This window comes from Gracilimonas sp. BCB1 (assembly GCF_040117685.2).
Lineage (GTDB): Bacteria > Bacteroidota > Rhodothermia > Balneolales > Balneolaceae > Gracilimonas.
The window spans coordinates 334,087-355,597 of record NZ_JBEDYP020000012.1 but is presented as its reverse complement, the minus strand read 5'-3'; the positions used below and the strand labels follow the sequence as shown (position 1 = coordinate 355,597).

General features: G+C 45.7%; 18 protein-coding genes. 5 read left to right on the top strand and 13 right to left on the bottom strand.

Going from position 1 to position 21,511, the window contains the following annotated elements; all coding sequences use genetic code 11:
• Positions 1–29: 29 nt before the first annotated feature.
• Positions 30–803 (bottom strand): gamma-glutamyl-gamma-aminobutyrate hydrolase family protein, encoded by a 774-nt coding sequence (locus ABFW99_RS08085; RefSeq protein WP_440707467.1) that lies wholly within the window; start codon positions 801–803, stop codon positions 30–32.
• Positions 793–1,791 (bottom strand): amidoligase family protein, encoded by a 999-nt coding sequence (locus ABFW99_RS08080; RefSeq protein WP_349355007.1) that lies wholly within the window; start codon positions 1,789–1,791, stop codon positions 793–795. Before ABFW99_RS08080 ends, ABFW99_RS08085 begins: the two co-directional genes overlap by 11 nt.
• Positions 1,792–1,945: 154 nt before the next feature.
• Between ABFW99_RS08080 and ABFW99_RS08075 the strand changes: the two genes are divergently transcribed.
• The 3 genes from ABFW99_RS08075 to ABFW99_RS08065 all read left to right on the top strand — a co-directional run bounded on the left by ABFW99_RS08075 (position 1,946) and on the right by ABFW99_RS08065 (position 5,136).
• On the top strand, positions 1,946–3,844 hold the full coding sequence (locus tag ABFW99_RS08075; protein ID WP_349355006.1) for an ABC-F family ATP-binding cassette domain-containing protein: 1,899 nt from the start codon (positions 1,946–1,948) through the stop codon (positions 3,842–3,844).
• Between the two features lie 118 nt (positions 3,845–3,962).
• Positions 3,963–4,682 (top strand): SIMPL domain-containing protein, encoded by a 720-nt coding sequence (locus ABFW99_RS08070; protein WP_349355005.1) that lies wholly within the window; start codon positions 3,963–3,965, stop codon positions 4,680–4,682.
• Positions 4,683–4,791: 109 nt separating this feature from the next.
• Entirely contained in the window at positions 4,792–5,136 is a 345-nt protein-coding gene (locus ABFW99_RS08065; RefSeq protein WP_349355004.1) for an AtuA-related protein, read from the top strand.
• 50 nt (positions 5,137–5,186) lie between these two features.
• Here ABFW99_RS08065 and ABFW99_RS08060 read toward each other — a convergent pair whose 3' ends face one another.
• The 4 genes from ABFW99_RS08060 to ABFW99_RS08045 all read right to left on the bottom strand — a co-directional run bounded on the left by ABFW99_RS08060 (position 5,187) and on the right by ABFW99_RS08045 (position 10,724).
• Entirely contained in the window at positions 5,187–5,765 is a 579-nt protein-coding gene (locus ABFW99_RS08060) for a DUF2911 domain-containing protein (protein ID WP_349355003.1), read from the bottom strand.
• Positions 5,762–8,596: a hypothetical protein gene (locus ABFW99_RS08055; RefSeq protein WP_349355002.1), complete on the bottom strand. Its 2,835-nt coding sequence runs from the start codon at positions 8,594–8,596 to the stop codon at positions 5,762–5,764. The genes ABFW99_RS08060 and ABFW99_RS08055 overlap by 4 nt, the downstream gene beginning before the upstream one ends.
• A 101-nt stretch (positions 8,597–8,697) precedes the next feature.
• Positions 8,698–9,363 (bottom strand): PAQR family membrane homeostasis protein TrhA, encoded by a 666-nt coding sequence (gene trhA / locus ABFW99_RS08050; protein WP_349355001.1) that lies wholly within the window; start codon positions 9,361–9,363, stop codon positions 8,698–8,700.
• 86 nt (positions 9,364–9,449) lie between these two features.
• Positions 9,450–10,724, bottom strand: a complete 1,275-nt coding sequence (locus tag ABFW99_RS08045; RefSeq protein ID WP_349355000.1) for an Nramp family divalent metal transporter — start codon at positions 10,722–10,724, stop codon at positions 9,450–9,452.
• 473 nt (positions 10,725–11,197) lie between these two features.
• Here ABFW99_RS08045 and ABFW99_RS08040 point away from each other — a divergent pair, with 473 nt between their 5' ends.
• On the top strand, positions 11,198–13,795 hold the full coding sequence (locus ABFW99_RS08040) for a M14 family metallopeptidase (RefSeq protein WP_349354999.1): 2,598 nt from the start codon (positions 11,198–11,200) through the stop codon (positions 13,793–13,795).
• Between the two features lie 80 nt (positions 13,796–13,875).
• Here the strand turns inward: ABFW99_RS08040 and ABFW99_RS08035 are convergent, their stop codons facing one another.
• From ABFW99_RS08035 to ABFW99_RS08015, 5 genes are all read right to left on the bottom strand, one after another.
• A complete protein-coding gene (locus ABFW99_RS08035; RefSeq protein ID WP_349354998.1) occupies positions 13,876–14,382 on the bottom strand; it encodes a YdeI/OmpD-associated family protein in 507 nt (168 codons plus the stop codon).
• 125 nt (positions 14,383–14,507) lie between these two features.
• Complete coding sequence (locus tag ABFW99_RS08030) at positions 14,508–15,071, bottom strand: transposase (protein WP_349354997.1); 564 nt, start codon at positions 15,069–15,071, stop codon at positions 14,508–14,510.
• A gap of 81 nt (positions 15,072–15,152) precedes the next feature.
• A complete protein-coding gene (locus ABFW99_RS08025) occupies positions 15,153–15,623 on the bottom strand; it encodes a YybH family protein (RefSeq protein WP_349354996.1) in 471 nt (156 codons plus the stop codon).
• 213 nt (positions 15,624–15,836) lie between these two features.
• On the bottom strand, positions 15,837–17,036 hold the full coding sequence (locus tag ABFW99_RS08020) for an amidohydrolase family protein (protein WP_349354995.1): 1,200 nt from the start codon (positions 17,034–17,036) through the stop codon (positions 15,837–15,839).
• Positions 17,033–18,343, bottom strand: coding sequence for an amidohydrolase family protein (locus ABFW99_RS08015; protein ID WP_349354994.1), 1,311 nt, complete (start codon positions 18,341–18,343; stop codon positions 17,033–17,035). Before ABFW99_RS08015 ends, ABFW99_RS08020 begins: the two co-directional genes overlap by 4 nt.
• 143 nt (positions 18,344–18,486) lie before the next feature.
• On the opposite strand from ABFW99_RS08015, the gene ABFW99_RS08010 reads away from it, so the two are divergent.
• Positions 18,487–19,158: a DUF748 domain-containing protein gene (locus ABFW99_RS08010; RefSeq protein ID WP_440707466.1), complete on the top strand. Its 672-nt coding sequence runs from the start codon at positions 18,487–18,489 to the stop codon at positions 19,156–19,158.
• A gap of 1 nt (position 19,159) precedes the next feature.
• Here ABFW99_RS08010 and ABFW99_RS08005 read toward each other — a convergent pair whose 3' ends face one another.
• Positions 19,160–20,521, bottom strand: coding sequence for an amidohydrolase family protein (locus ABFW99_RS08005; protein ID WP_349354992.1), 1,362 nt, complete (start codon positions 20,519–20,521; stop codon positions 19,160–19,162).
• Between the two features lie 88 nt (positions 20,522–20,609).
• Positions 20,610–21,356 (bottom strand): DUF6962 family protein, encoded by a 747-nt coding sequence (locus tag ABFW99_RS08000; protein ID WP_349354991.1) that lies wholly within the window; start codon positions 21,354–21,356, stop codon positions 20,610–20,612.
• Positions 21,357–21,511: the final 155 nt, after the last annotated feature.

The following is a 21,511-nucleotide window of genomic DNA, read 5'->3' as shown; positions in this document are numbered from 1 at the left end:
TTAGAACAGGATGCATTCAAAAAATCAACTCACCTTGCCGCTTGCACCAGTTGTTTGAAGATATTGCGCTGGCGGGCAATTTGAATAAGGTACTCGGGGTGCCACTGAACGCCTATCATAAACGGATATTCCGTATGCTCGATGGCCTGAGTAATTCCGGTATTCAGTTCCTGACAGGCCACTTCTATTCCCTTTCCCGGCTTATCAATGGCCTGATTATGCAGGGCGTTTACATTGCAGATGTCGGTCTGCAGCAGTTCGCACAACTTGGTATGATCTTTAATGGTGATCCTTTTTTTGGGAAAAATAGACGACACCTGCGCTTTTTCCGCATAAAAACCCCGGATATCTTGGTGTAGCGTTCCTTTGAAATGCACATTCATAAGCTGCATGCCCCGGCAGATGCCCAGCACGGGAAGCCCCCGTTCAATGGCCTGCTCCAAAAGTTTCAATTCAAGGGAATCCCTCTTCAAGTCGATAGGTGATCGCTTGGTATGCTGAAAATATCTTGCCAGCCAATATACCGGGAAGAAGAGAATGGAGAGAATCCATTCAAATACCGTGCGTTTGTCGCGGGCCAGCTTTGCTTTCACGATTCGCTGTTGGCCATACTTCATGGGTTCCACGTCAGCTCCTCCGCCTAAAATCAGCCCGTCTACCTGGTCAATGCTTCGTGGTGTATCCGGATTAATGCGAAGAGGCTTGCCACCCTGAAGAATGACGGAAAGTGCTGTAAAAATCCAGGCGCCTGTACCACCTTCAGTCGGACCTGTAATACCAATAACCGGTTCTCTATCGTACATTTTGAACCCACCGATCCATCAGCTTTATCCATTTCCGTTTTACGCTAAATAACGTCTTGTCATCCATCTGTAAAAACCTTCGTGCGTATTGATTTAATGCCTGTTCATCATTCGCTAAACGCTCAACGAGCCACCAACGGTTCCATTCCTCCCCCAACGACCAGTTTTCATCCTGAATGGAGCAGTTCGGAAGCCGGTAATGAAAAGTGGGGCGGGCGGAAGTCAGTTTTTCCTCCAGCAATTCTTCGGTTAGTTCCTCCTCCAGAAACCGGAATACCGGAAGCATATCCAGCGGGCGGTTTCGGGAGTTCTCAAATTCAAAATAGTCGTGGATCAACGATTCCAAATCCGGCTGGTAGTCCTCCTGTAAGATGTGGCGGATGTATTTAACTTCATATTCGTTGATATAGGGCGTCAGCTTTCGACTGATATCAATATCCGCATCCTGCCGAATCCAGGCATCCAGCATCACATAAGCTTTTAGATGGCGAAGCAGGCTGTCCGCTGTCAACTCCGGTACTTCCGGGTTCAGGTGAAGACCAAAGGCATAGAAAAACGAGCTTCCCGTTCCCTTCGCTTTCCACTCCCGAAGCTTATCCACCAGTTTGTTCAGTGCATCCAGTTTGGAAAAAGGGATTGGCGGAGTGATAATCTCAAAGGGCACAATGGTGGATGCCATATCCCGGAGGGTGTCTTCCAACTTATCTTTATTTTGAAGCTTCTCCACATCCAGCCCTACCGACTTCAACACCCCTTCATATTTTTTGTTGAGAAACAGGCTCGCATCAAGTTCCAGAGAAAAAGTACCGAAATCGGTATCATTCACCTTAAACTCATACCCGCTTATCTGCTCTGTTTCCCCGCCATACAGATTCACAATCATCTCGGCAGCATCGGCCATTTCCACGCCGGTGAATTCGAACTCAAATCCAATCGAGCGCTCTCTGCCCTCCTGGTTTTTTGGTACTGGTGGTGTTTTAAATTTCAACTATATCCTCGTTTGGTTGTGAGTTAGCTTAAACAGATGTCACTTCAGTTTCAATCCTATTTTTTGGATGGCCACTAAAACTCATAAATGGGTTCCCGCGATAAAATCCTTATTTTAGTTACTCATCAATTGAGCTCTAACTGTTATTCCATTCATGACCTATCTTTCCACCGAAAACCTTTCCAAAAACTTTGGGATAAAACCCCTTTTTGAGGATTTAACCTTTGGCATTTCCAAAGGGGATAAGACAGCCCTGATTGCCCCCAATGGCACGGGCAAGTCTACTTTACTGAAAATACTGGCCGGAGAAATGGAGCCGGATTCCGGAAAAGTGATGACCCAGAAAGGCATTCAGGTTGGGTTTCTTGCGCAGGAGCCGGACATGGATGACAGTATGACCATCAGCGAGTTTATCGCCCATGGAAATTCGGAGAAGATCCGTGTGGTACAGCGATATGAGAAGGCCGTTCGGGAGCAGGCTGAGGATTTCAATCCGCAAACCCAGCAGGCTTTCGAGAAAGCCACCGCTGCCATGGACGCTGCCGAAGCCTGGGATGTAGAGCAGCAGATGGAACAGATCCTCGGCGTGCTGAATATCTACGACCTGGATCAGTCCATCGCCTCGCTTTCCGGTGGTGAGCGAAAGCGGGTAGCACTGGCTTTTGTATTGCTTGATGAACCCGACCTGCTGATTCTGGATGAACCGACTAACCACCTGGATGTGGAGATGATTGAGTGGCTGGAATCGTATCTCGCCAAAAGTACCATGACCTTGCTTATGGTTACGCACGACCGGTATTTCCTTGATCGGGTGTGTAACCATATCCTGGAGTTGGATTATGGGAAGCTCTATCACCATAAAGGGAATTACGAATATTATCTGGAAAAGAAAGCCGAGCGGGAAGAGGTTGAGGCCACCGAAATAGCCAAGGCCGGCAAGCTGATGAAGAAGGAGCTGGAATGGATGCGTCGCGGCCCCAAAGCCCGGACCACGAAATCAAAGTCCCGCATCAAGGATTTTTACAAGACCAAAGAAAAGGCGCAATCAGCCCGTGAAGAAACCGAACTGCAGCTGGATGTAAACATGAGTCGGATGGGCGGGAAAGTGCTCGAAGTCGAGAACCTGTCTAAATCATTTGGCGATACGGTGATCCTCGATGATTTCAGCTACCAGTTTTTACAAGGCGAACGGATTGGAATTCTAGGTAAGAACGGAGTGGGAAAAAGCACCTTTTTGAAAATCCTGCTGGGGGAAGAACCCGCTGATTCCGGTGAAATTGAAACCGGTGAGACTATTGTATTTGGTCACTATCAGCAGAAGGGAATTAAGATCGATGAATCGAAGCGGGTGATTGAAGTCATCAAGGAAGTGGCAGAAGTAATCGAACTTTCCAATGGGGACAGGATAACGGCATCGCAGTTCCTGGAACACTTTATGTTTCATTCCAAAATGCAGTACACACCGGTTGAAAAACTGAGCGGCGGGGAAAAGCGCCGGCTGGGGTTAATGATGGTGCTCATCAAAAATCCCAACTTCCTGATCCTTGATGAGCCTACCAACGACCTGGATCTACTCACCCTGAATAAGCTGGAAGATTTCCTTCAAAATTTCGGGGGCTGCCTGATCATCGTATCTCACGACCGCTTCTTTATGGATAAACTGGTGGATCACTATTTTGTGTTTGAGGGACAGGGTGTGATTGATGACTTCCACGGAACCTATGAAGAATATCGCGAAGAGATGCTGAAACGCATGGCTGCGGCTTCATCCCTCAAAAAAGCAAAGCCTAAGGCTGATGACAAAACCGTAGCCGATCAAAAAGAATCATCGGATCAACCCAAAAAACTAAGCTATAACGAGCGCAGGGAGTTCAATAAGCTGGAGAAGGAAATTGCCAAAATGGAAGAAGAAAAGTCCAGGCTTGAAGAGAAAATGAGTGGTGGTGATTTAGGATATGAGGAGCTGAATGAGCTTTCGAAGGAGTTTGAAGAACTGAAAGAGTCATTGGAAGAAAAAGAACTGAACTGGCTGGAGCTGGCAGAGAGGGCGTAGTTCAGGGCTGTCAGCTTTCAGACTACAGCTGACAGCGGATTGATGAAACATTTGTTTTTGAATGGACTAAATCTGTTAACAACATCGTTTGTTTTCTACACTTTAAAATTGACCCATTATGAACGAACAAAATAATCGCAACTTTGTAATTCTTGGCATTGGAATCGTAATAGGATTGGCTTCGCTGGGTTTTTTGCTCCGCAATGCGGCCATTACTTATAAAGAATATGAGCGAACGGTTACTGTAAAAGGGCTGGCTGAGCAGGAGCACCTGGCCGATGTTGTAATCTGGCCAATACAATTCACCGAAGCCAACAATCAGCTTGCAGATATTTATCTGGACCTGGAACAAAGTGAGCAAAAAATAAAAAGCTTCCTTATTGAAAACGGTGTGAATGAAGAAGAGATTTCAGTCTCCACCCCTTTTGTGACAGATAAATCAGCCCAGCAATACGGCGGTGCGGACAACCCGGAGTATAGATATGTAGCCAATCAAACAGTGACTGTGTATTCTGAAAATGTGCTTCAGGTTCGGGAGATCATGAATAAACTGGCGGAGCTTGGAAAGCAGGGAGTAGCCCTTACCGGGAATGAATATCAGGTGCGAACGGAGTATTTGTTCAATAGCCTGAATGACATCAAACCTCAAATGATTGAGGAATCAACCAAAGAAGCCCGGAAAGTGGCTCAGAAATTTGCTGAGGATTCAAACAGTGAGCTCGGTAAAATAAAGACGGCTTATCAGGGGCAGTTTAGCATTTCACCCCGCGACAACAACAATCCACACATCAAGAATGTACGTGTGGTTTCTACCGTGGTTTATTACCTCTCTGATTAATTCAAAGGCAAAGATTTTCTCTCTGCTTATTGGCAAGCCACATCGATTGTGATGTAAGAATAAATCCGTTTATCTTTGTCAAAAATTCAGCCTATAAACTTAATTCATCATGCCTACCGTAAAATTATTGAAAATTGCCCATGGTCGCAGCGGCGATAAAGGAAATGGAAGTAACGTGGGAATCATTGCCCGCCACCCGGATATTTACCCTTTTCTGAAAGAAACACTAACGGCTGACCGTGTAAAAAATCACATGAAAAATGTGTGTAAGGGTGAGGTTGAGCGGTATGAATTGCCTAACATCGGGGCACTTAATTTTATATTGAATCAAAGCCTTGGTGGTGGAGGAACTGTTTCCCTGAAGCTGGATGCGCAGGGAAAAACTCATGCCTCTCAGGTATTACGAATGGATGTTGACGTACCTGCAGAGCTGTTGAAGCTGGTAGAGAATTAGAGTTTAATCCTCCTCTTCACAAACGAAGGAATTCAGCCCTTCACTTCGACCTACTCTCCGTAGAATCGAATGGGAATATCAATTTGTACCACGTCCCATTTCAGCGTCATGGAAGTCATGCTGTATTCAGGTTCCGAGAATTGTATAGTAAAAGCCTCAACCGGTGTCTCTAAATTCTGAACGGGAAATTTCATCCGTTTGTAGTCCCGCTCCGGCTTGTATTCAAAGGCTCCCCACTGCCCTAATTCATGGTTGAGAATAACCGTAAAAGAATCCGGCTCCGGGATGGTAAATAAAGCGTAGGTTCCGGGAGTTATGGCCTGGTCACCCATTAATACCGGTTCCGTTATGGTTATTTCAGTGGCTTCGTTTGCACCGGTTCTCCACACTTTTCCCCAGGGCTCCCATTCTCCGAAAATTGTACGTCCGCGCCGGTAAGGTTGTCCGTAAACAACTTTAATATATGTTCCGTTATGCTTTATGGAAGCGATGGCGATCGGGCTTTTTCGGTTGCCGTTTTGCGCAGGCTGTGGGTCTGCCGGCTTTTTAGTCTCACAACCGATAGTTGTTAATAGAAAGGCTCCACAAAAAACCAGAATAGTACCTCGAAGAACAATTGATTTAATCAAAATTGGCCGAATATAAATTGAGTGTTATTTCGGGTGGGCTCGTATGCAAGGCCTACCCCTATGTCAAACAACAAGTTAGATACTTTGAACTGAACATGGAAACCGGCCCCGAAAATACTTCGGCTTGAAGCCACTAAGTCGTTGGCGTCCATATCGGTTAGGGTATGTGTAAAAGTTGTTAAATAGATGCTGCTCAGATACAACGGCAGAGTTAAGCCTCCGGTATCGGGGTACCAAAGCGGGATGGTATATCGGGTACTAAAACGACTCAGGTTTTGAAATCCTCCATTCTGACCGGTTCTGAAATTTGGGAATGCACCTGACTTATAACCCATTGGGATGATGGTGTCGTTGGAGTAAATGGGAGATGTACTTTGCTGAAGAAACTGAAGATCGAGACGCAGCGACTGATTCCATCTTCTCAAAGGAGAAACAAACCCAAACACCCCATAATAAGCTGCCCATTGGTTGGCAAAGGTTGAATTGAACGTGCCAATCGGGGTTGGAATGGATATCTCCGGCTCGTTCAGGGTCTGCTCATAGAGCCCGAAAAAGGATATACCCGAAGAAGGCTGAATATCCCTCTTAAAATTCAACACACCGATATTCAGCTGAGAAAAGAATCCGGCTTTGTATCGCGTTGCAAAATCAGTCAGGCTCGAAGGCTCCAGATCATAATACCTGAACTGCTCGGCTGAAATTTCCGGTGAAAATGAAACAGAACTAAGCCTGGTGTCACCCCGAAATGTATAATCAAAGGGCATCGATAAGCTGACTCCCCGATCCTGACGCATCAATGAAAATCGCTCCCCCGTATCGCTGTTCTGTATGGAAAAAAACTGGGGATCACTGTACCCGTTCAGTTCAAACCCGGGATAGAACATCTTATTGGTGTAGGTAATATCGTACCAAAGCCTGTTTTGTATCCCGGTAATTTCGGCCGAGTAAGCCTGACTTGAGAGCACATCAATACTTGAAAACCCGGCTCCATACTGATAAGTCCCTGCCTTTTCTTCCAAAACCGGGTATACCGCGCGGGGCTTCAGCCAGGAAACGTCAGCTCTATAAGGTGTTGGCTCTATTGTGGAAATGGAATCCATTGCAGAACCTCCCAACAATGGCCTTGTTAATTCCTTATCAAGTGAACTGCCTGTCAGCCTCAATGAAACCGGAACAGGTGCATTCAGAAAGTCACTCCGATTTAGTACGGCCAACTTCCTCTCATTAACCTTCTGCACTATATATGCAATTTGGTTTCCATCCGGTGAATAGGAGGCTTCAAATGCATTATACAATGAGCTGGTAAGCTGCGTAACTTCGTCGGACTGCAAATTATATTCATAGATGTTCATCGCCGATCCAGCATCCAGGCTAAATAAAATTCGATCACCCTCCGGATGCCATTGAGGATCAAATACGGAAGCATTCTCAAAAGCCAAATCCGGTGCTCCATTCAGATCTTCAGAAAGGTTCTCCAAAGATGTTACCCAAAGTGCCTGCACTCCCCTGCGCTTCAAAATTACCGCCATTTGTTCGGGATTCTGTGGGTTGAACCGAAGGGCATCCGGGATAGCGCCGTCAAAAGTTTTATGTGTTTTCACCTTCCCGCCTTCAAGTATCTCTACAATATTCCCGCCTGATCCGGCTGTTTGTATTCCCAGAATACGCTCTCCATTGGAGGTGGGAGCATAAACCCGAGCGTTCTTTGTAAGCTTTTCCGATTTGCCGATATCAAGGTTCAGTTTTTGGACATCAGCAATGTATTGGGTGGGAATGAGCGGATCTCTGGAGTAATTACTGAAATAAAAATCTGTACCTGCTTCAATTTCAAAATTGTAATCTTCCACGCTGAATACCTCTTTCACCAGATCCATAGCACCCGTTTCCAGGTCATACTCATAGAAGCCAATTCGTCCGTTATAAAAAGAGCCATAAAAAAGCAGCTTGCTATCCGAGATCCATTTGGGGGCGTGAATTTCTTCCCCTTTAAACGGAGTGTCGATGATGCGGGACTTTTCCGTAGTGTTCACGTCAATTTCAGCCAATCGCTGTTCTTCTTTCTCTTTGAGGTCTTCTTCATACAGGGCGTATAACTGACCCGGCCACTTTCCTGTTTTAGCGCGTAGCGCTACACCGTATCCCAAAAAGAAATTATGGTAGTGATAGCGAATGGCATTTCTTGAAATTTCATCGCCATAATTGTCATGCAACCAATCAATAAACGTATATCCCGATATATAGTGGCGATTGTAAGGCTGGGTGTAATCTGAAGGAATGAGTGTTTGCCCCATATTCCATCGGCCGGGACTGGCAAAATTTGCATTAAATCGATTATTGAAGAAGCTGTAATTTCCCCGCCCGCCATTTGGTGCCACTGATTCCGTTTCATAATACACCGCCAGTCCTTCATGCAATCCCACAGGGGCAAATCCATGAAAAGTTCGGGCCATATCCGGAGATAATAAACTTATGACATTGGGAATGCTCACTTTTTTATCTTCTAAAGGCTGCTGAACATTAAAATGCGTGGCATGGATGAGTTCGTGAGGAAGCACCGTCTCCAGCCAGTCGCCGGATTGCGGGTTCATCCCTTTGCCTTTTATGGCCGCTAATTCTATTTCGGACCGAAAGTTGAAAGAGGTCACAAATCCGTTTGAGAGATCATTGTAGTTATTCAAAATCACCGGGAAGTTGGAGAGCTTTCCTCCGGTTAGTTTCGAGGTTTTGGCGTATTCACTTTCAAGAATAGCCGCCGACCGATAAGCCAGAGAGTCTTCTCCTACAGGGAAAATAATGCGGAAATGCTCCGTCTTAATTTGCTGCCAATTCAAGCCCCCGGGTCGATTTATTACCGAGGCATTATACAGCTGTGCAAATGTTGAGACAGGTGCAATCGTCAAACTAAATAGAACAGCAAATAAAATCCTTTTCATCATCCTGAAATACTAAACGGGGGTAAATAGTTATAGATCGCCCAATAATGGGAAAAAGCACCGCCCATTACAAACAGGTGCCAAATTTCGTGAAAGCCAAATGCGTTTGGAATCGGGTTCGGTTTCTTAATACCATAAATAACCGCCCCGACAGTGTAAAACAATCCGCCAATGGCAATCCAGTATACAAAGGCGTGGGGAAGCAACTTCCAAACCATGGGGAGAATTATGACCGAAGCCCAACCCATAAACAGGTAAATAACCGTCGAAAACCAGCGTGGCGCATTCATCCAGAATGTCTTTTTTAAAATACCGGCCAGGGCAAACAGCCATATACCCAGCAACATCCCCCATTGCCAGGCTCCTTCCAGTGCAATAGCACAGAGAGGTGTGTAGGTTCCGGCAATCACTATGTAAATGAGATAATGATCCACCATCCTGAAAAACTCTTCTATGTTATTTTGCACATTTAAGGTGTGATAGATAGCACTTGAGAGAAACATCAGGATCACCGATATGCCATATACCAGGTACGCGACTATGTGTCCGGTCGGACTTTCAGCCGCAGTTGACATCAAAAAGAAAAGCCAAACGGTGGCTATAAAAGCACCGAGGTAATGAGAATAAGCATTAAATGGCTCTCTTGGAGGAAATATTGTTTTCAAAGGAAATACTGTCGTTTTGTTACTTGGGATACAATCATTAATAATTTACCAAATCCGAATGAGCAATTAATACATTATTTCTCTCCCTACCCTACAAACCTCCAGTAGAAAAAGAGCAGCGCAAAGGCTGTGAGGAAAATCATACCCAGCCAGCTCAAAACCTTTAGCCACGTTTTAGGTTGATGGTCTTCGGGGGTGAACCGCGACCTAATCAACCTGTAATTTATGTAAGCCAGCGCAGGGGCCGTAAGAAAGGATAGCGAGGTGGCCAGGTCAATCATAAAGGTAAACTGACTTCCCGTAAGCCAAAGCACCAGCATCGACAAGGTTGATATGATAAACAGCAGACCTCTGTAGGAAAAGAAAGCCGTTTCATTGGCTTCACTTTTCATCACCCGAATAATTTCACGTGTCACCCTGGGGTAAGAATCGGTTACTGTAAGCGTGGTGCTAAACATCGTGGTAAATGCACAGATGATAATAATCCAGTGAGCCCAGCCGCCTAACGTTTGGGTATAGAGGTCGATGAGCTGCTGGGCAAATCCGGCACCCGACGCAGAGAAGCTAACTCCCGACCCGAACATAACCAAGGCACCCAGCGACAAAAATATCAGCGCCAGGATGGAAGCGCCTACATATCCAATATTAAAATCCAGCAGACTTTCTTTGAGGCTCGATTTATGTTTGGTCTGCTTTTGACGTTCCAGGCTCCATAATGAATGCCAGGCCGCGGCATCAATGGGAATGGGCATCCACCCCATTAAAGCAATCAGGAAGGTGACCCCGGCTACATCCCAAACAGACGGAGCTGGCGGTAAATCGGCCGGAGAGGGATCAAACCATGCTACCAAAAAAGCGGCAATGGTTGAAAGTGACAGAACTACCATCACTACTTTAATGAGAGAATCGAGGGCGGAATACTGACCCCGAAAAAGCACGCCAATGCAAATCACTAAAATGATGATGCTCCACACCAAAAGCGGCAGCTCGATTCCGGTTAATTCTACAGCCAGGCTTGCCGTAACGATGGTGACAGCCGCCTGAATAGCGAACATGGTCCCAATGGTGAAAATGATGTAGATCCAAAGTGCCCAGCTGCCCAGTTTTTTGTAGCCGGCAATCAGGCTTTCTCCGGTGGCGGTTGCATAGCGCGGGCCGTATTCCAGAAAAGGGTATTTCATCAGGCTGGCAATGATTACAGCCCAGACGAGGGTGAACCCATAATCAGCACCAGCCCGGGTAGATTGCACCAAGTGCGAAACCCCGATGGCTGCCGCAGCCAAAATCAGTCCCGGCCCAAATGCGTACTTAAAGGTAGATGTAACTTTATCCGACTTCATTTCCCGATTCCTGTTTTCCATTCGGGCTGATTATAATGAAAATAATTGTTTTTGCGAGAACTGAGAAAGCCAACAATCACAAATCGGTCATTCGGCTCTGCCTAATTAAGAAAGACTTGCTAAATAAAGCGAGAGCCGGGTGATGAAATAGATACGGGGCAGGCACCTTTAGTCAACCCTATCCATCACCCCGTTTCTCTTCTCTCTGGCGGTAAAGTTTTTCCCCACTAAACGGAATGATGGATTACACTCTTTTTCTAATTACAACCTTGTGCTTTGGCGCTTTGACCTCGTTCCGCTGCTCCGCTGCGTAACGACCTATTGATGCTCCGCCTCATACCTACAAATTACTTTCCTTCACCTTTTTGTGCTTTAGAGCTTTCGCGGTAATACTTACCTATCCATAAACAGGAACTTTTAAAAACTTTTTTCATTTTGAACTGGTACCATTCAACGCGTTATTGAAGTATCAACCAGCATAAACCAAACTAACCATGAAAGTTCTTTTTACTGCTCTTTTCACTTTGCTATTCGGGATGATGACTCACGCCCAGGTGCTAAACCCTGAGCCCGTTACCCTTGATTATTATCTCCCCGATGGCGTTAGCTATAATTCTGAAATTCCCACGCCCAAAGAAATCCTGGGAGCTGAACTGGGCGAGTGGCATGTGCGCCACGATCAGCTGGTTGAGTATATGTATGCCGTTGCGGAAGCTTCCAACCGGGTGACGATTACTGAATATGCCCGCACCTACGGCAACCGTCCGCTGCTGATGCTTACCATCACATCACCTCAGAACCAGCGCAATATCAACCGGATCAAACAAGAGCACCTTAAGCTTACCGATGCTTCTGTTTCCGAGGACTTAAATCTTTCTGAAATGCCGGTTGTGGTAACTATGAGTTACAGTGTGCACGGAAACGAGCCAAGCGGATCCAATGCTTCTCTGGCTGTTGTATATCACCTGGCAGCTGCACAAGGTTCTGAAATTAATGAGATGCTTAACAACACCGTGGTTTTGATTGACCCGAGCATTAACCCGGATGGGTTAAGCCGGTTTGCTCACTGGGCAAATATCCACAAAAGTAAAAATGTACTGGTGAGTGATCCGCAAAGCCGTGAGTTTGATGAAAACTGGCCGGGCGGACGAACCAATCACTACTGGTTTGACCTGAACCGCGACTGGCTGTTGATGCAGCATCCGGAAAGCAAAGGTCGTGTAGCCAAGTTCCACGAATGGGTTCCTCAGATTTTAACCGATCATCACGAAATGGGAACCAACGCCACGTTCTTTTTTCAGCCGGGTATTCCTTCGCGAACACACCCCATCACCCCGCAGCGAAACCAGGACCTGACCGGAGCCATTGCTGAATATCACGCCGACGCACTCGATGAAATTCAGTCCCTCTATTATTCTAAAGAAAGCTTCGATGACTTTTATTATGGAAAAGGCTCAACTTACCCGGATGTAAATGGTTCCATTGGAATCCTGTTTGAGCAAGCCAGTTCACGCGGACATGCACAGGAAAGCATTCACGGCATCCTTGAGTTCCCTTTCACCATCCGCAACCAGTTTACGACGTCTCTTTCTACACTGGAAGCAGCCCAAAGCCTTAGAGAAGAACTACTGGCCAACACCCGTGAGTTTTACCAGGAAGCTGCTGAAGAAGCAGGTGATGCATCCATAAAGGCGTACGTGTTTGGGGAAGAAGCTGACCAGGGCCGAACCAAACACCTGGCTGAAATGCTGAACAGAAATCAGGTTGAGGTGTATGAACTGGCAAGAGACTATAATGAATTCAAAGCCGGAAAAGCCTACATCGTCCCTACCAACCAAAAGCAGTTCAAGCTGATTACCGCACTGTTTGAGCGAAGAACAGAGTTTACCGACAGCCTTTTTTATGATGTATCGGCCTGGACCATGCCCTATGCGTTCAACCTGCCATTTGCGGAGCTGAACCGGGGCTTCAACAAGAATATGCTGGGAGATGCTTTTTCTCTGGACGATTTAAACCTGACCGGCGAACTAAACGGTGGCAAAGCCAATTATGCCTATGCTTTTGAGTGGGATGAATATTATTCCCCGCGGGCACTGCACCGGCTGCTGGCTAATGGCGTGAGAGCTAAAGTGGCCTCCCGAACCTTTAAATCCATAACCGAAAACGGAGCTAAAGACTTTGACTACGGTACCATTTTAGTTCCTATGGGAGTTCAGGATGAACCCGAAGAAGTTCATGAACTTATTCAGACCATTACTGAAGAAGACGGAATCACCGTGTACAATCTAACCACGGGATTAACACCGGCCGGGATGGATCTTGGAAGTAATAACTTTGAAAACCTTGAGGCTCCTAAAGTCGCTATTATTGGAGGTTCTGGAACCAGCTCGTATGAGGTTGGTGAAGTATGGCATCTGTTCGATCAGCGGTACCACATGCCGGTTACCATTCTTGAATATGACGAACTGGGCGGAACCGACCTTGATCGGTATAATGTAATTATTTCCAGCGGCTACGGCATGAACGACCGTGCTGCGGAAAATCTGAAAAACTGGATTCGTGAAGGAGGTACCTTAATCGCCTACAGAAATGCTCTTCGCTGGGCCGAATCTCAGGGCTTCGCCAACATCGAATTTATTGATGATGAGGACGAAGAAGAGGAGAATGGAGACGAGGAAGAGGAGGTTGAAGTACGACCGTATGTAAAACAAGGCCCGGACTCCGGAGCTGAGTATATCGGTGGTTCTATCTTCAACGCCAAACTTGACCTGACTCACCCCCTCGGTTACGGATATAATGATGACGACATCACCGTGTTCCGAAGCACTACCACCTTCATGAAGAAAGGAGAAAACCCATACTCCACTCCGCTTTACTACACGGATAACCCGTTAGCGAGCGGTTACAGTAACGATGAGAATCTTGAAAATGCTAAAGGCTCAGCGGCAATCGTAGTGAGCCGATTAGGAGGCGGGCGTGTAATAGCGATGGCCGACAATCCTAACTTCCGCGCCTTCTGGTATGGTACCAATAAGCTGTTTGCAAACGCTGTTTTCTTTGGTCATACCATCAGCGGAAGCACAGCTAATTAATTACAAATACTGAACAAGCAACATCCAACGCCGAACTTTGAAGTCAATCCTTCAAAGTTCGGTGTTCCTTGTTCGATGTTCTATTCCCTGGGCGGAAGACCTAATAGTTTTCGCATATCAAATTCATCTTCGGGTAGATCTTTCAGGTTGTTGATCAGCATTATGGCGCGATCAATTTTCTTTTGGCTGCTTTTAACCTGAGATACATAGTGAATGATATAGCGCTGTTTACTGGGGGCCAGCATTTCAAACCTTCGCTCTCCTTCTCTGTCCTGTTCCAAAAGAGCCTCTAACTCTTCCGGCATTTCCATCCCGTATTTACTTTGATCAAGTTCTATAGTTACTTCAACTTCATCTCCCTTATTCACCCCGAGCTTTTTCATACGCTTTTTATTAACGGTGATGTAAGCATCTCCACCACCCAAAGCCACCATTCCACCATGAAAGGCTTTTTCTGAGTTAATGGAAACCATCAGCCGCGTTCCAATACCACCCGTTTTATCAACAATATGTGAAGGCACTGTGATATGCGTAAGCTTCAGCTTGGGCAGGTAATTGATGTGTGACTTGAAGGTGATGGGTTTCATTGAGTCGCTCTGTTTATAACATCTGGTCTTCAGAACAGTTCTCTGAATTCCTTTTTGCAATATGAATGATGCCAGCTTTTCCAATTATCAACCAGCCCTGCATTTACTGGATTCTGTAGAGTGTATTAAATTATCCGCTGTAACTCATCTGAATCCCTGATTACATGGTCATAACTCTCTGCTTGCCAAAAAGCAGACCCGGTTCTTTTTAGCACCTTATTTGCCTCTAAAGCAGTAAACCATTTCAGTGATTTCAAGATATTTGTTAATGGATAATCTTTCTTCCCGGAGGGTTTTAAGTGATTTGCGTCAGGTAACTTACAAATCAAATGCACATGATTTGGCATAATACAGTAAGCATATAAGTCATATTTCTCCTGATCTCTGTGGTGAATTGCTTCTTTCACAATTTCTGTCACCTCATCATTTAAAAGCCAAGTTGGGCCTATCTCATTGCTGTCCAGTAGTTGGTCGTATTTTTTAAAGATTTTTTTGTGAACTCTTTCCCGTAGCGCGGACAGCCTGTCCGCACTACGGGAACTATCTTCCACCTTATTTAATAACAATCTCTGCTCTTGCTTGAGCCTTGAAACGGCTTGCTTTGGTAAAGAACCCGCTAAACGAAATGTGATAAAATATTCCGCACCCTCTGGCTGCCAGTGTGGAAGGTTTCTTCGATAAAATGCCATTTGCACCCTCATTGTTTACTGACAATATCCCAAATATTTCAGGGAGATTCCGTCTCACGTGCGGAATGACTTCTCTTTTTCTTAATCGCGGTAATTCACCGATTTAAACTCCCCCTCTTCGTCAATAATATTCGTTTCAGCGCCGGGGATAATATCGGTGTTATGTGCCGATACACATATCCAGCTACTCTCCAGTTTCTGAACTACAAAGGTGAAAATGTTTTGTCGGAGTGAAGGTGTGTTGACTTCCCCTTTCGGTGTCTGGTTTTTAAGTCGCATCCGGGCATGCACCACGGCAATCTCATCTGACAGGTATTTTACCCTGCTTTCTCTGAGCACCAAATCCGAGTCCCCAAATATTTTATCAAATCCATAAGCATGTGCTTCTTTGATGTCCTCCCGATTGTGCCACCAGAGTCCGACAACATTCACAAATTCGGCATCTTCTGTAAATAACGAAGCGAGCATATCGGCATCACGCTTCATCCATGCGTCTGTAAAAAGAGCCGGAATTTGCTCCGGGTTTGAGGCTTTTTTATAATTCTTTGACATGTGATTAAGCTGAGGTTCTTATCTATTCTCAAACCAAAAATCTTTTTCAGATTCTGAATCAGTCCAGCCTAAGCCATCAGGCTCAGCATGACGACTATATAAACGCTGAGCCATTCGCTACGACGCAGAGCGACCGTAGCGAGGCCGTTTTATTATCCACCAACCTTTGGTAACGACGCTCTGTGACGTTACCAATTTTCGATTTCAGCAGTTTTACTTCACTTTAGCGCCATCAATAATCACACCGGTTACGTTAGTGATGTACTCAAGTGGATCACCATCAAACATGGCAATATCGGCATCTTTACCGGCTTCGAGTGAGCCTACCCTGTCAGCTATACCCAGCAATTCAGCCGCATCTATAGTCAGTACTTTCAGGGCGTTTTCCATGCCTAAGCCATTTGCTGCTGCTACTCCGGCCTCAAACAATACAACCCGGGTTTTGGGCACATAGCCTTCGTATCCGCTTTGAAAAGCAATAGGGATACCGGCTTCATACAACTTAGCCGCTGTTTCAAAAGTAGCGTTTTTGCTATCGCCGTAAGTGCGGATCATTGTTGGGTGAACGATTACGGGATGACCGGCTTCCTTTAATTCGTCGATGATCAGATAAGCTTCAGCTGCGCCATCCAGCACCATAGGGAATCCGAATTCTTCCTGAAGCCGAACCGCCGTCATGATGTCGTTGGCCTTGTGAACCGTAACCAATGCGGTGAGTTTACCTTCCAGCAAATCAGCCAGCGCATCCATACCTAAATCCATGGAATAGTCCTCATCGCCATTTCTCTTTTCCAGGTAATCCTGTGCTTTGATGAATTCCTGCCGAAGCATGGCAATTCCCTTAGATCGGGTTCCGGGCTTGCTTATCTGACCGCTCAAGTTATTCCCAAGCGTAAATGCCAGCATCTTAGCCGGAACAATCGTCGATTCTTCCACCGTCTCACCGGCAGTTTTCACGATCATCGTCTGGCCACTAATTAATGCACCGGGGCCATGACCGGTATGAACCGTCGTAATTCCAAGATCGCGCAAATGCCCTACTAAAGCTTCCCGTGCATTATATGCATCAATAGCTCTAAGCTCAGGTTGAATAGCGCTGGAAGTTTCCAGCTGGTCCTGGTCGTGATCCTGATTTAAGTGTCCGGCCAAACCGACAACCGAATGTGCATCAATTAAGCCCGGTGTTACCACTTTAGCTTCGTGTACTTCATAGTTGGATGGAATAGTTACGCTGGATGCAGAACCCACACGCTCAATCTTCCCATCTTTGATGAGTACAACTCCGTTTGTGATTGGGTCACCGGCCATGGTATATACCGTTTCTCCTTTCACGGCAATTTGTGCTTCAGCTGTATTAAAACTAAATAGCAGTAGCAGCGCCGGTATCAGTAATATTTTTTCGAATACTCTCATTGTGAACCTCCCATTTCGTGGTGCGTGTGAACTTCGCCGCGGAAGATTTCATATCCCCCGGTCGCATATTTCCGGTCTTCCTCATTGGAGCGATCCCAGACCTTGGAACCCTCAATCCAGGTTTGTTCTACGTGCGTGTACACGCTGAACGGATCTCCGGAGAGAATGATGAAGTCCGCATCTTTGCCTTTTTCAAGCGTTCCGGTTCTATCGTCAATATCCATCATAATGGCGTTGGCAATCGTCACTGATTCCAATGCAGCTTCCCGGCTCATACCTTCGCGCACTGCCAGTGCAGCTGACCTCAGAAACAGGCGGGAGTCCGTAATCCCGTCATCGGTGTGAAGCCCAACTAAAACCCCGGCATCTTCCAGATATTTTCCGTTGGCATTTTTGATTTCGGATGCCTCCAGCTTTCCACCAAAAGAATCCAGCGTGATGATGGAAGCAGGAACTCCGGCTTCAGCAATTTCATCGGCTACTTTCCAGGCCTCACTCACGTGCTGAAGTACCAGGTCATACCCAAACTCTTCGGATAACCGAATAGCTGTTAGAATATCATCATGGCGATGGGTATGATTATGAACCGTTCTTTTTCCTTCCAGCACCTGCACCAGGGTTTCCATCCCGATATCGCGCGGAGGCATCTTGCTTTCATCCCCATCGGCAGCCTCTATTTTGGCCTGATATTCCTGCGCTTTCACAAATAAAGCTCTTACCATGGCTGCAGACTTGGCCCGTGTTCCCGGAAATCCGCTTCCACCTAAAGGATTGGTTCCGTTTGCCATTTTTAATCCGCCATAAATGGTTTTGTCCTTATCCAGGTAAATCAGCATATCCTCGATGGTGTTGGCTTCGCGGAGTTTCAGATACACCGTTTGACCGCTCATCAGGTGACCGGAGCCCGGCATGATATTTACCGAAGTGATTCCTCCGGCTCGTGCTTTGCGGAATGTGTCGCTGCGGGGATCAATAGCATCCATTATTCGTACATCTGGATGTAAAGCTGACGATCGGTCGCCCCCATCTCCTTCACCGATATGAGAGTGGGTGTCAACAAGTCCGGGCATAATTACCTTACCCGACATATCATGGACATCTGCTCCGCGGGGGATGCGGGTATTAGGTCCGCCCACAGCTGTTATTCTTCCATCTTCTACAACAAGAACTCCGTTATTTATAGGCTCGCCGGAGATGGGTATGATTTGAGCTCCCTTGAATGCCTGCGGCGTGGATTGAGAAAATCCATTCACCCCAAACAAAAGAACACAAACCAAAGCGAGCAAAAGGCTTTGGATAGGCTTCATAGTAATTGTTTCATAGTTAGTGTTAGGTCTGCCAATTTATAAAAAAAGCCGGGAGAGAAAAGCGCACCATCGTAAAAAGTAGAAAACGGAACATGTAAGCATTTAACCCCTTTAATTAATTGAATATGAATAAAAGAAAAAGCATGAAGGATAAAAGATTCAAAGTCTTTGGTGGATTTCTCGCAGTTTTAATAGCCGGAGTTCTGGTTCTAACCCTCTCATTGGACGGAATCATGAAATCAGAAATTGAAGAGAACGGATCCAGACTATTGCAAACACAGGTGACCGTGGAAAATGTCAACATTTCCCCTTTTACCGGTTCCGGAAGCATTGAGGGCTTTACTGTAGAAAATCCTGATAAATTTAGTGATCAACCTGCCATCAGCATTCAGGAAGCATCTATTAAGGTTGACCTTGGAACACTCCTTTCAGATGAAATTGTTGTGAAGAACATTACTGTAAAGTCTCCTCAGCTATATTTTGAGCAGCAGGGCTTTGGTGCAAACCTGAAAACCCTCAATGACAATATGAATCTTTCGTCCAGAAGCTCCTCAGAAACGGCGCTGATTATTGAACACTTACTCGTAGAGAGTGGGGAAGTTACTGTAAGTACCGATATTGATCGTAAGCGAACTGCATCTGCAACTATTGAATCATTTGAACTGAATGGAATAGGTAAAGACGGAAGCAATACCATTCAGCAAAGTGTTCAAGAGGTAATTAAACCTCTTCTTGAACATGCTATTGCAGAAGCCATCAAAGGCGGCGTAGTTGATCAGCTCGAAAATAAAGTCAGGAATTTGCTACAGAACTAACCTATTGTGCATAGTACTCCTCTATCTCTGCCAGTTTATTATCGATCATTTCACGTGAATACCATTTACCTAGTACCATGACTCCGGAGTGATCCTGAATAGCTGATAAGTCATCCAGCGGATTATTATTAAGCAAAATCAAATCGGCTCGCTGACCTTCGGCCACCACTCCAAAATCATCCCAATCGGCAAAGTACTCTCCCACATTTTTGGTTCCGGTTTCTATGATCTCAAAATTAGTCATATTGGCTTCCTGCATTAACGGGAGCTCGCGATGGATGGAAAAACCCGGCACGCTGAATAGTTGAGGCGCGTCGGTGCCCATCAGGATTTTAACTCCTGCATTACTCAATTCTTCCAGCAGTTTTCTGCGTAATTCAGCCTGTGCCTCCGGGTTTCCGGTTGAATAGCTGCTTCCCGGATTTTCTGCAAAATTAAAATAGTTTTGTCGTACTGCTTTAGGAATGTATTTCAGCTCATCGTACTTCTTCATGGCTTCATAGTCAGCCGCCCCGATGATAGTTTCCCACAGCGCTTGTGTCGGAACAATCCATACTCCGGCATCTTTTGTTTTCTGGATGATCTCCGCCATTTTCTGATTCCTTTCCTGTTCTTCAAAAGCATTCAGGTAGGCTACATATCCATCGATATGATCCATCGTAAGCTGCCCCATTTCGATGGCATGAACAATGCCTACATCCTGAGGTACATGTCCGCCAAAATGAATTCCGATTTCATTCGCTGTTTCCGCCATGGCATTATATTCGGCTCGGGTCAATCCCGGATGCACCTTCAACAAATCCCATCCTTCTTCTTTTTGCTGCTTTACTCTTTCTTTGGCCTGAGCCGGGGATGAAACCGTATTGCCGTTAAAACTAGGTCCGGCCAGATACAGGTTCGGGCCTATCAACTCACCATTATTTACTTTGTCTTTTAGCTTAAGCTGATTGGGATAGCCCAGCATCCCCCGAACGGTTGTTATCCCTGCAGACACATACAGGAAAAGCGTGTGTTCCACATATTCATCATTGAAATAAGACGGAGCCGTTGGTCCGGGATCGGTTGGAGGTACATGTCCGTGCATTTCAGCGAGGCCCGGCATCAGGTACTTTCCTTCAGATTCAATAACATGGGCATCACTAGGGACTTTTATTTCATCGGCTGGTCCAACTTTCACAATCCGGTCTTCTTCGGTAATAACGGTATAGTTTTCCCACACTCCTTGCGATTCCATGGAAATCACATGCACATTGGTAAAAGCATACGGAGCGTGATGGACCTCCGGATTAACCGCAGGATCGGAATCAAAATAAACAGCAAATACAAAGAATGGCAGGCAGAGAATAGACAGTAATTTTTTCATAATCTGAACAATAGGTTGAAGGATATCCCAATTAAACAGAATAACCGGAGATAAGCCAGAGCACAGGAAGCCTGTTATAAATTTTTACTCAGGCTTCAACACCCCGAAAGCCATCCTTGACCGTTTGCCAGAATGTGCCCTTCTCTTCCTTTATATCCTCCGGTTTCAGAATCTCCAGTTTCAATGCCCCGCGGTAGAAACAGTACATACTGATCGCCATTATGGTGTGCGCTACATCCAAATGATTGAACCATTTGTGAATACCTATTTCACTGGTATAAAAGAATGCCGCCAGCGTCGCAAAAATAACGGTGAGAAAGAAGATTCGGCTGCCTGCATTACGGGTTCTCCAATACACCAAAAAGTGAAGCGGTAGCACCACCAGCCCTAACCCATAAGCCGAATGCACCTGGATAAAAAAGAAGTTTAAGGTGGTAAACGTAATGACCGCGAAGGTAAGCAACTCCACTATGTTTGCAACCTCAAGAAACTTGCCGAATTTATCGTTAATCACAGGATGAGCGTGCATAATAGACGCCCGCTCTATAGCCATCACTGCCAGCATGCTAATCAGCCAGCCCGGTAGCTTCCATGATAGCCCCACTGCATATTGAAAAGCATGCCCTAAAATTCCCCCTAAAAAAGTAGCAACCGCCATAATGAGGAAGTACCAGCGAATGTATTGGTGAACCTTTCCTTTTTTATTCAGTTTCATCAATTTGATAAAAGCATACACACAAACTGAAGTAATCCAAAGATCGGTGAAGGTAACCATCGGCTCCATAATGGTGATATCAAATACTTCAATCGATGGCTGTCCTGAGTCTGACTGCATGTCTCCCTGTTTTGAATTCGGTTAATTAATCCATTAAAAATAAAAGAAATGGGGTAATTCCCGAATCAATAAAAATCCGTAGTTATTTCAGCTCTTAAATTATCCGATATTATTCGAATTGAGACTGCGATTTGACTCTTTCTTGCCTTATTTTG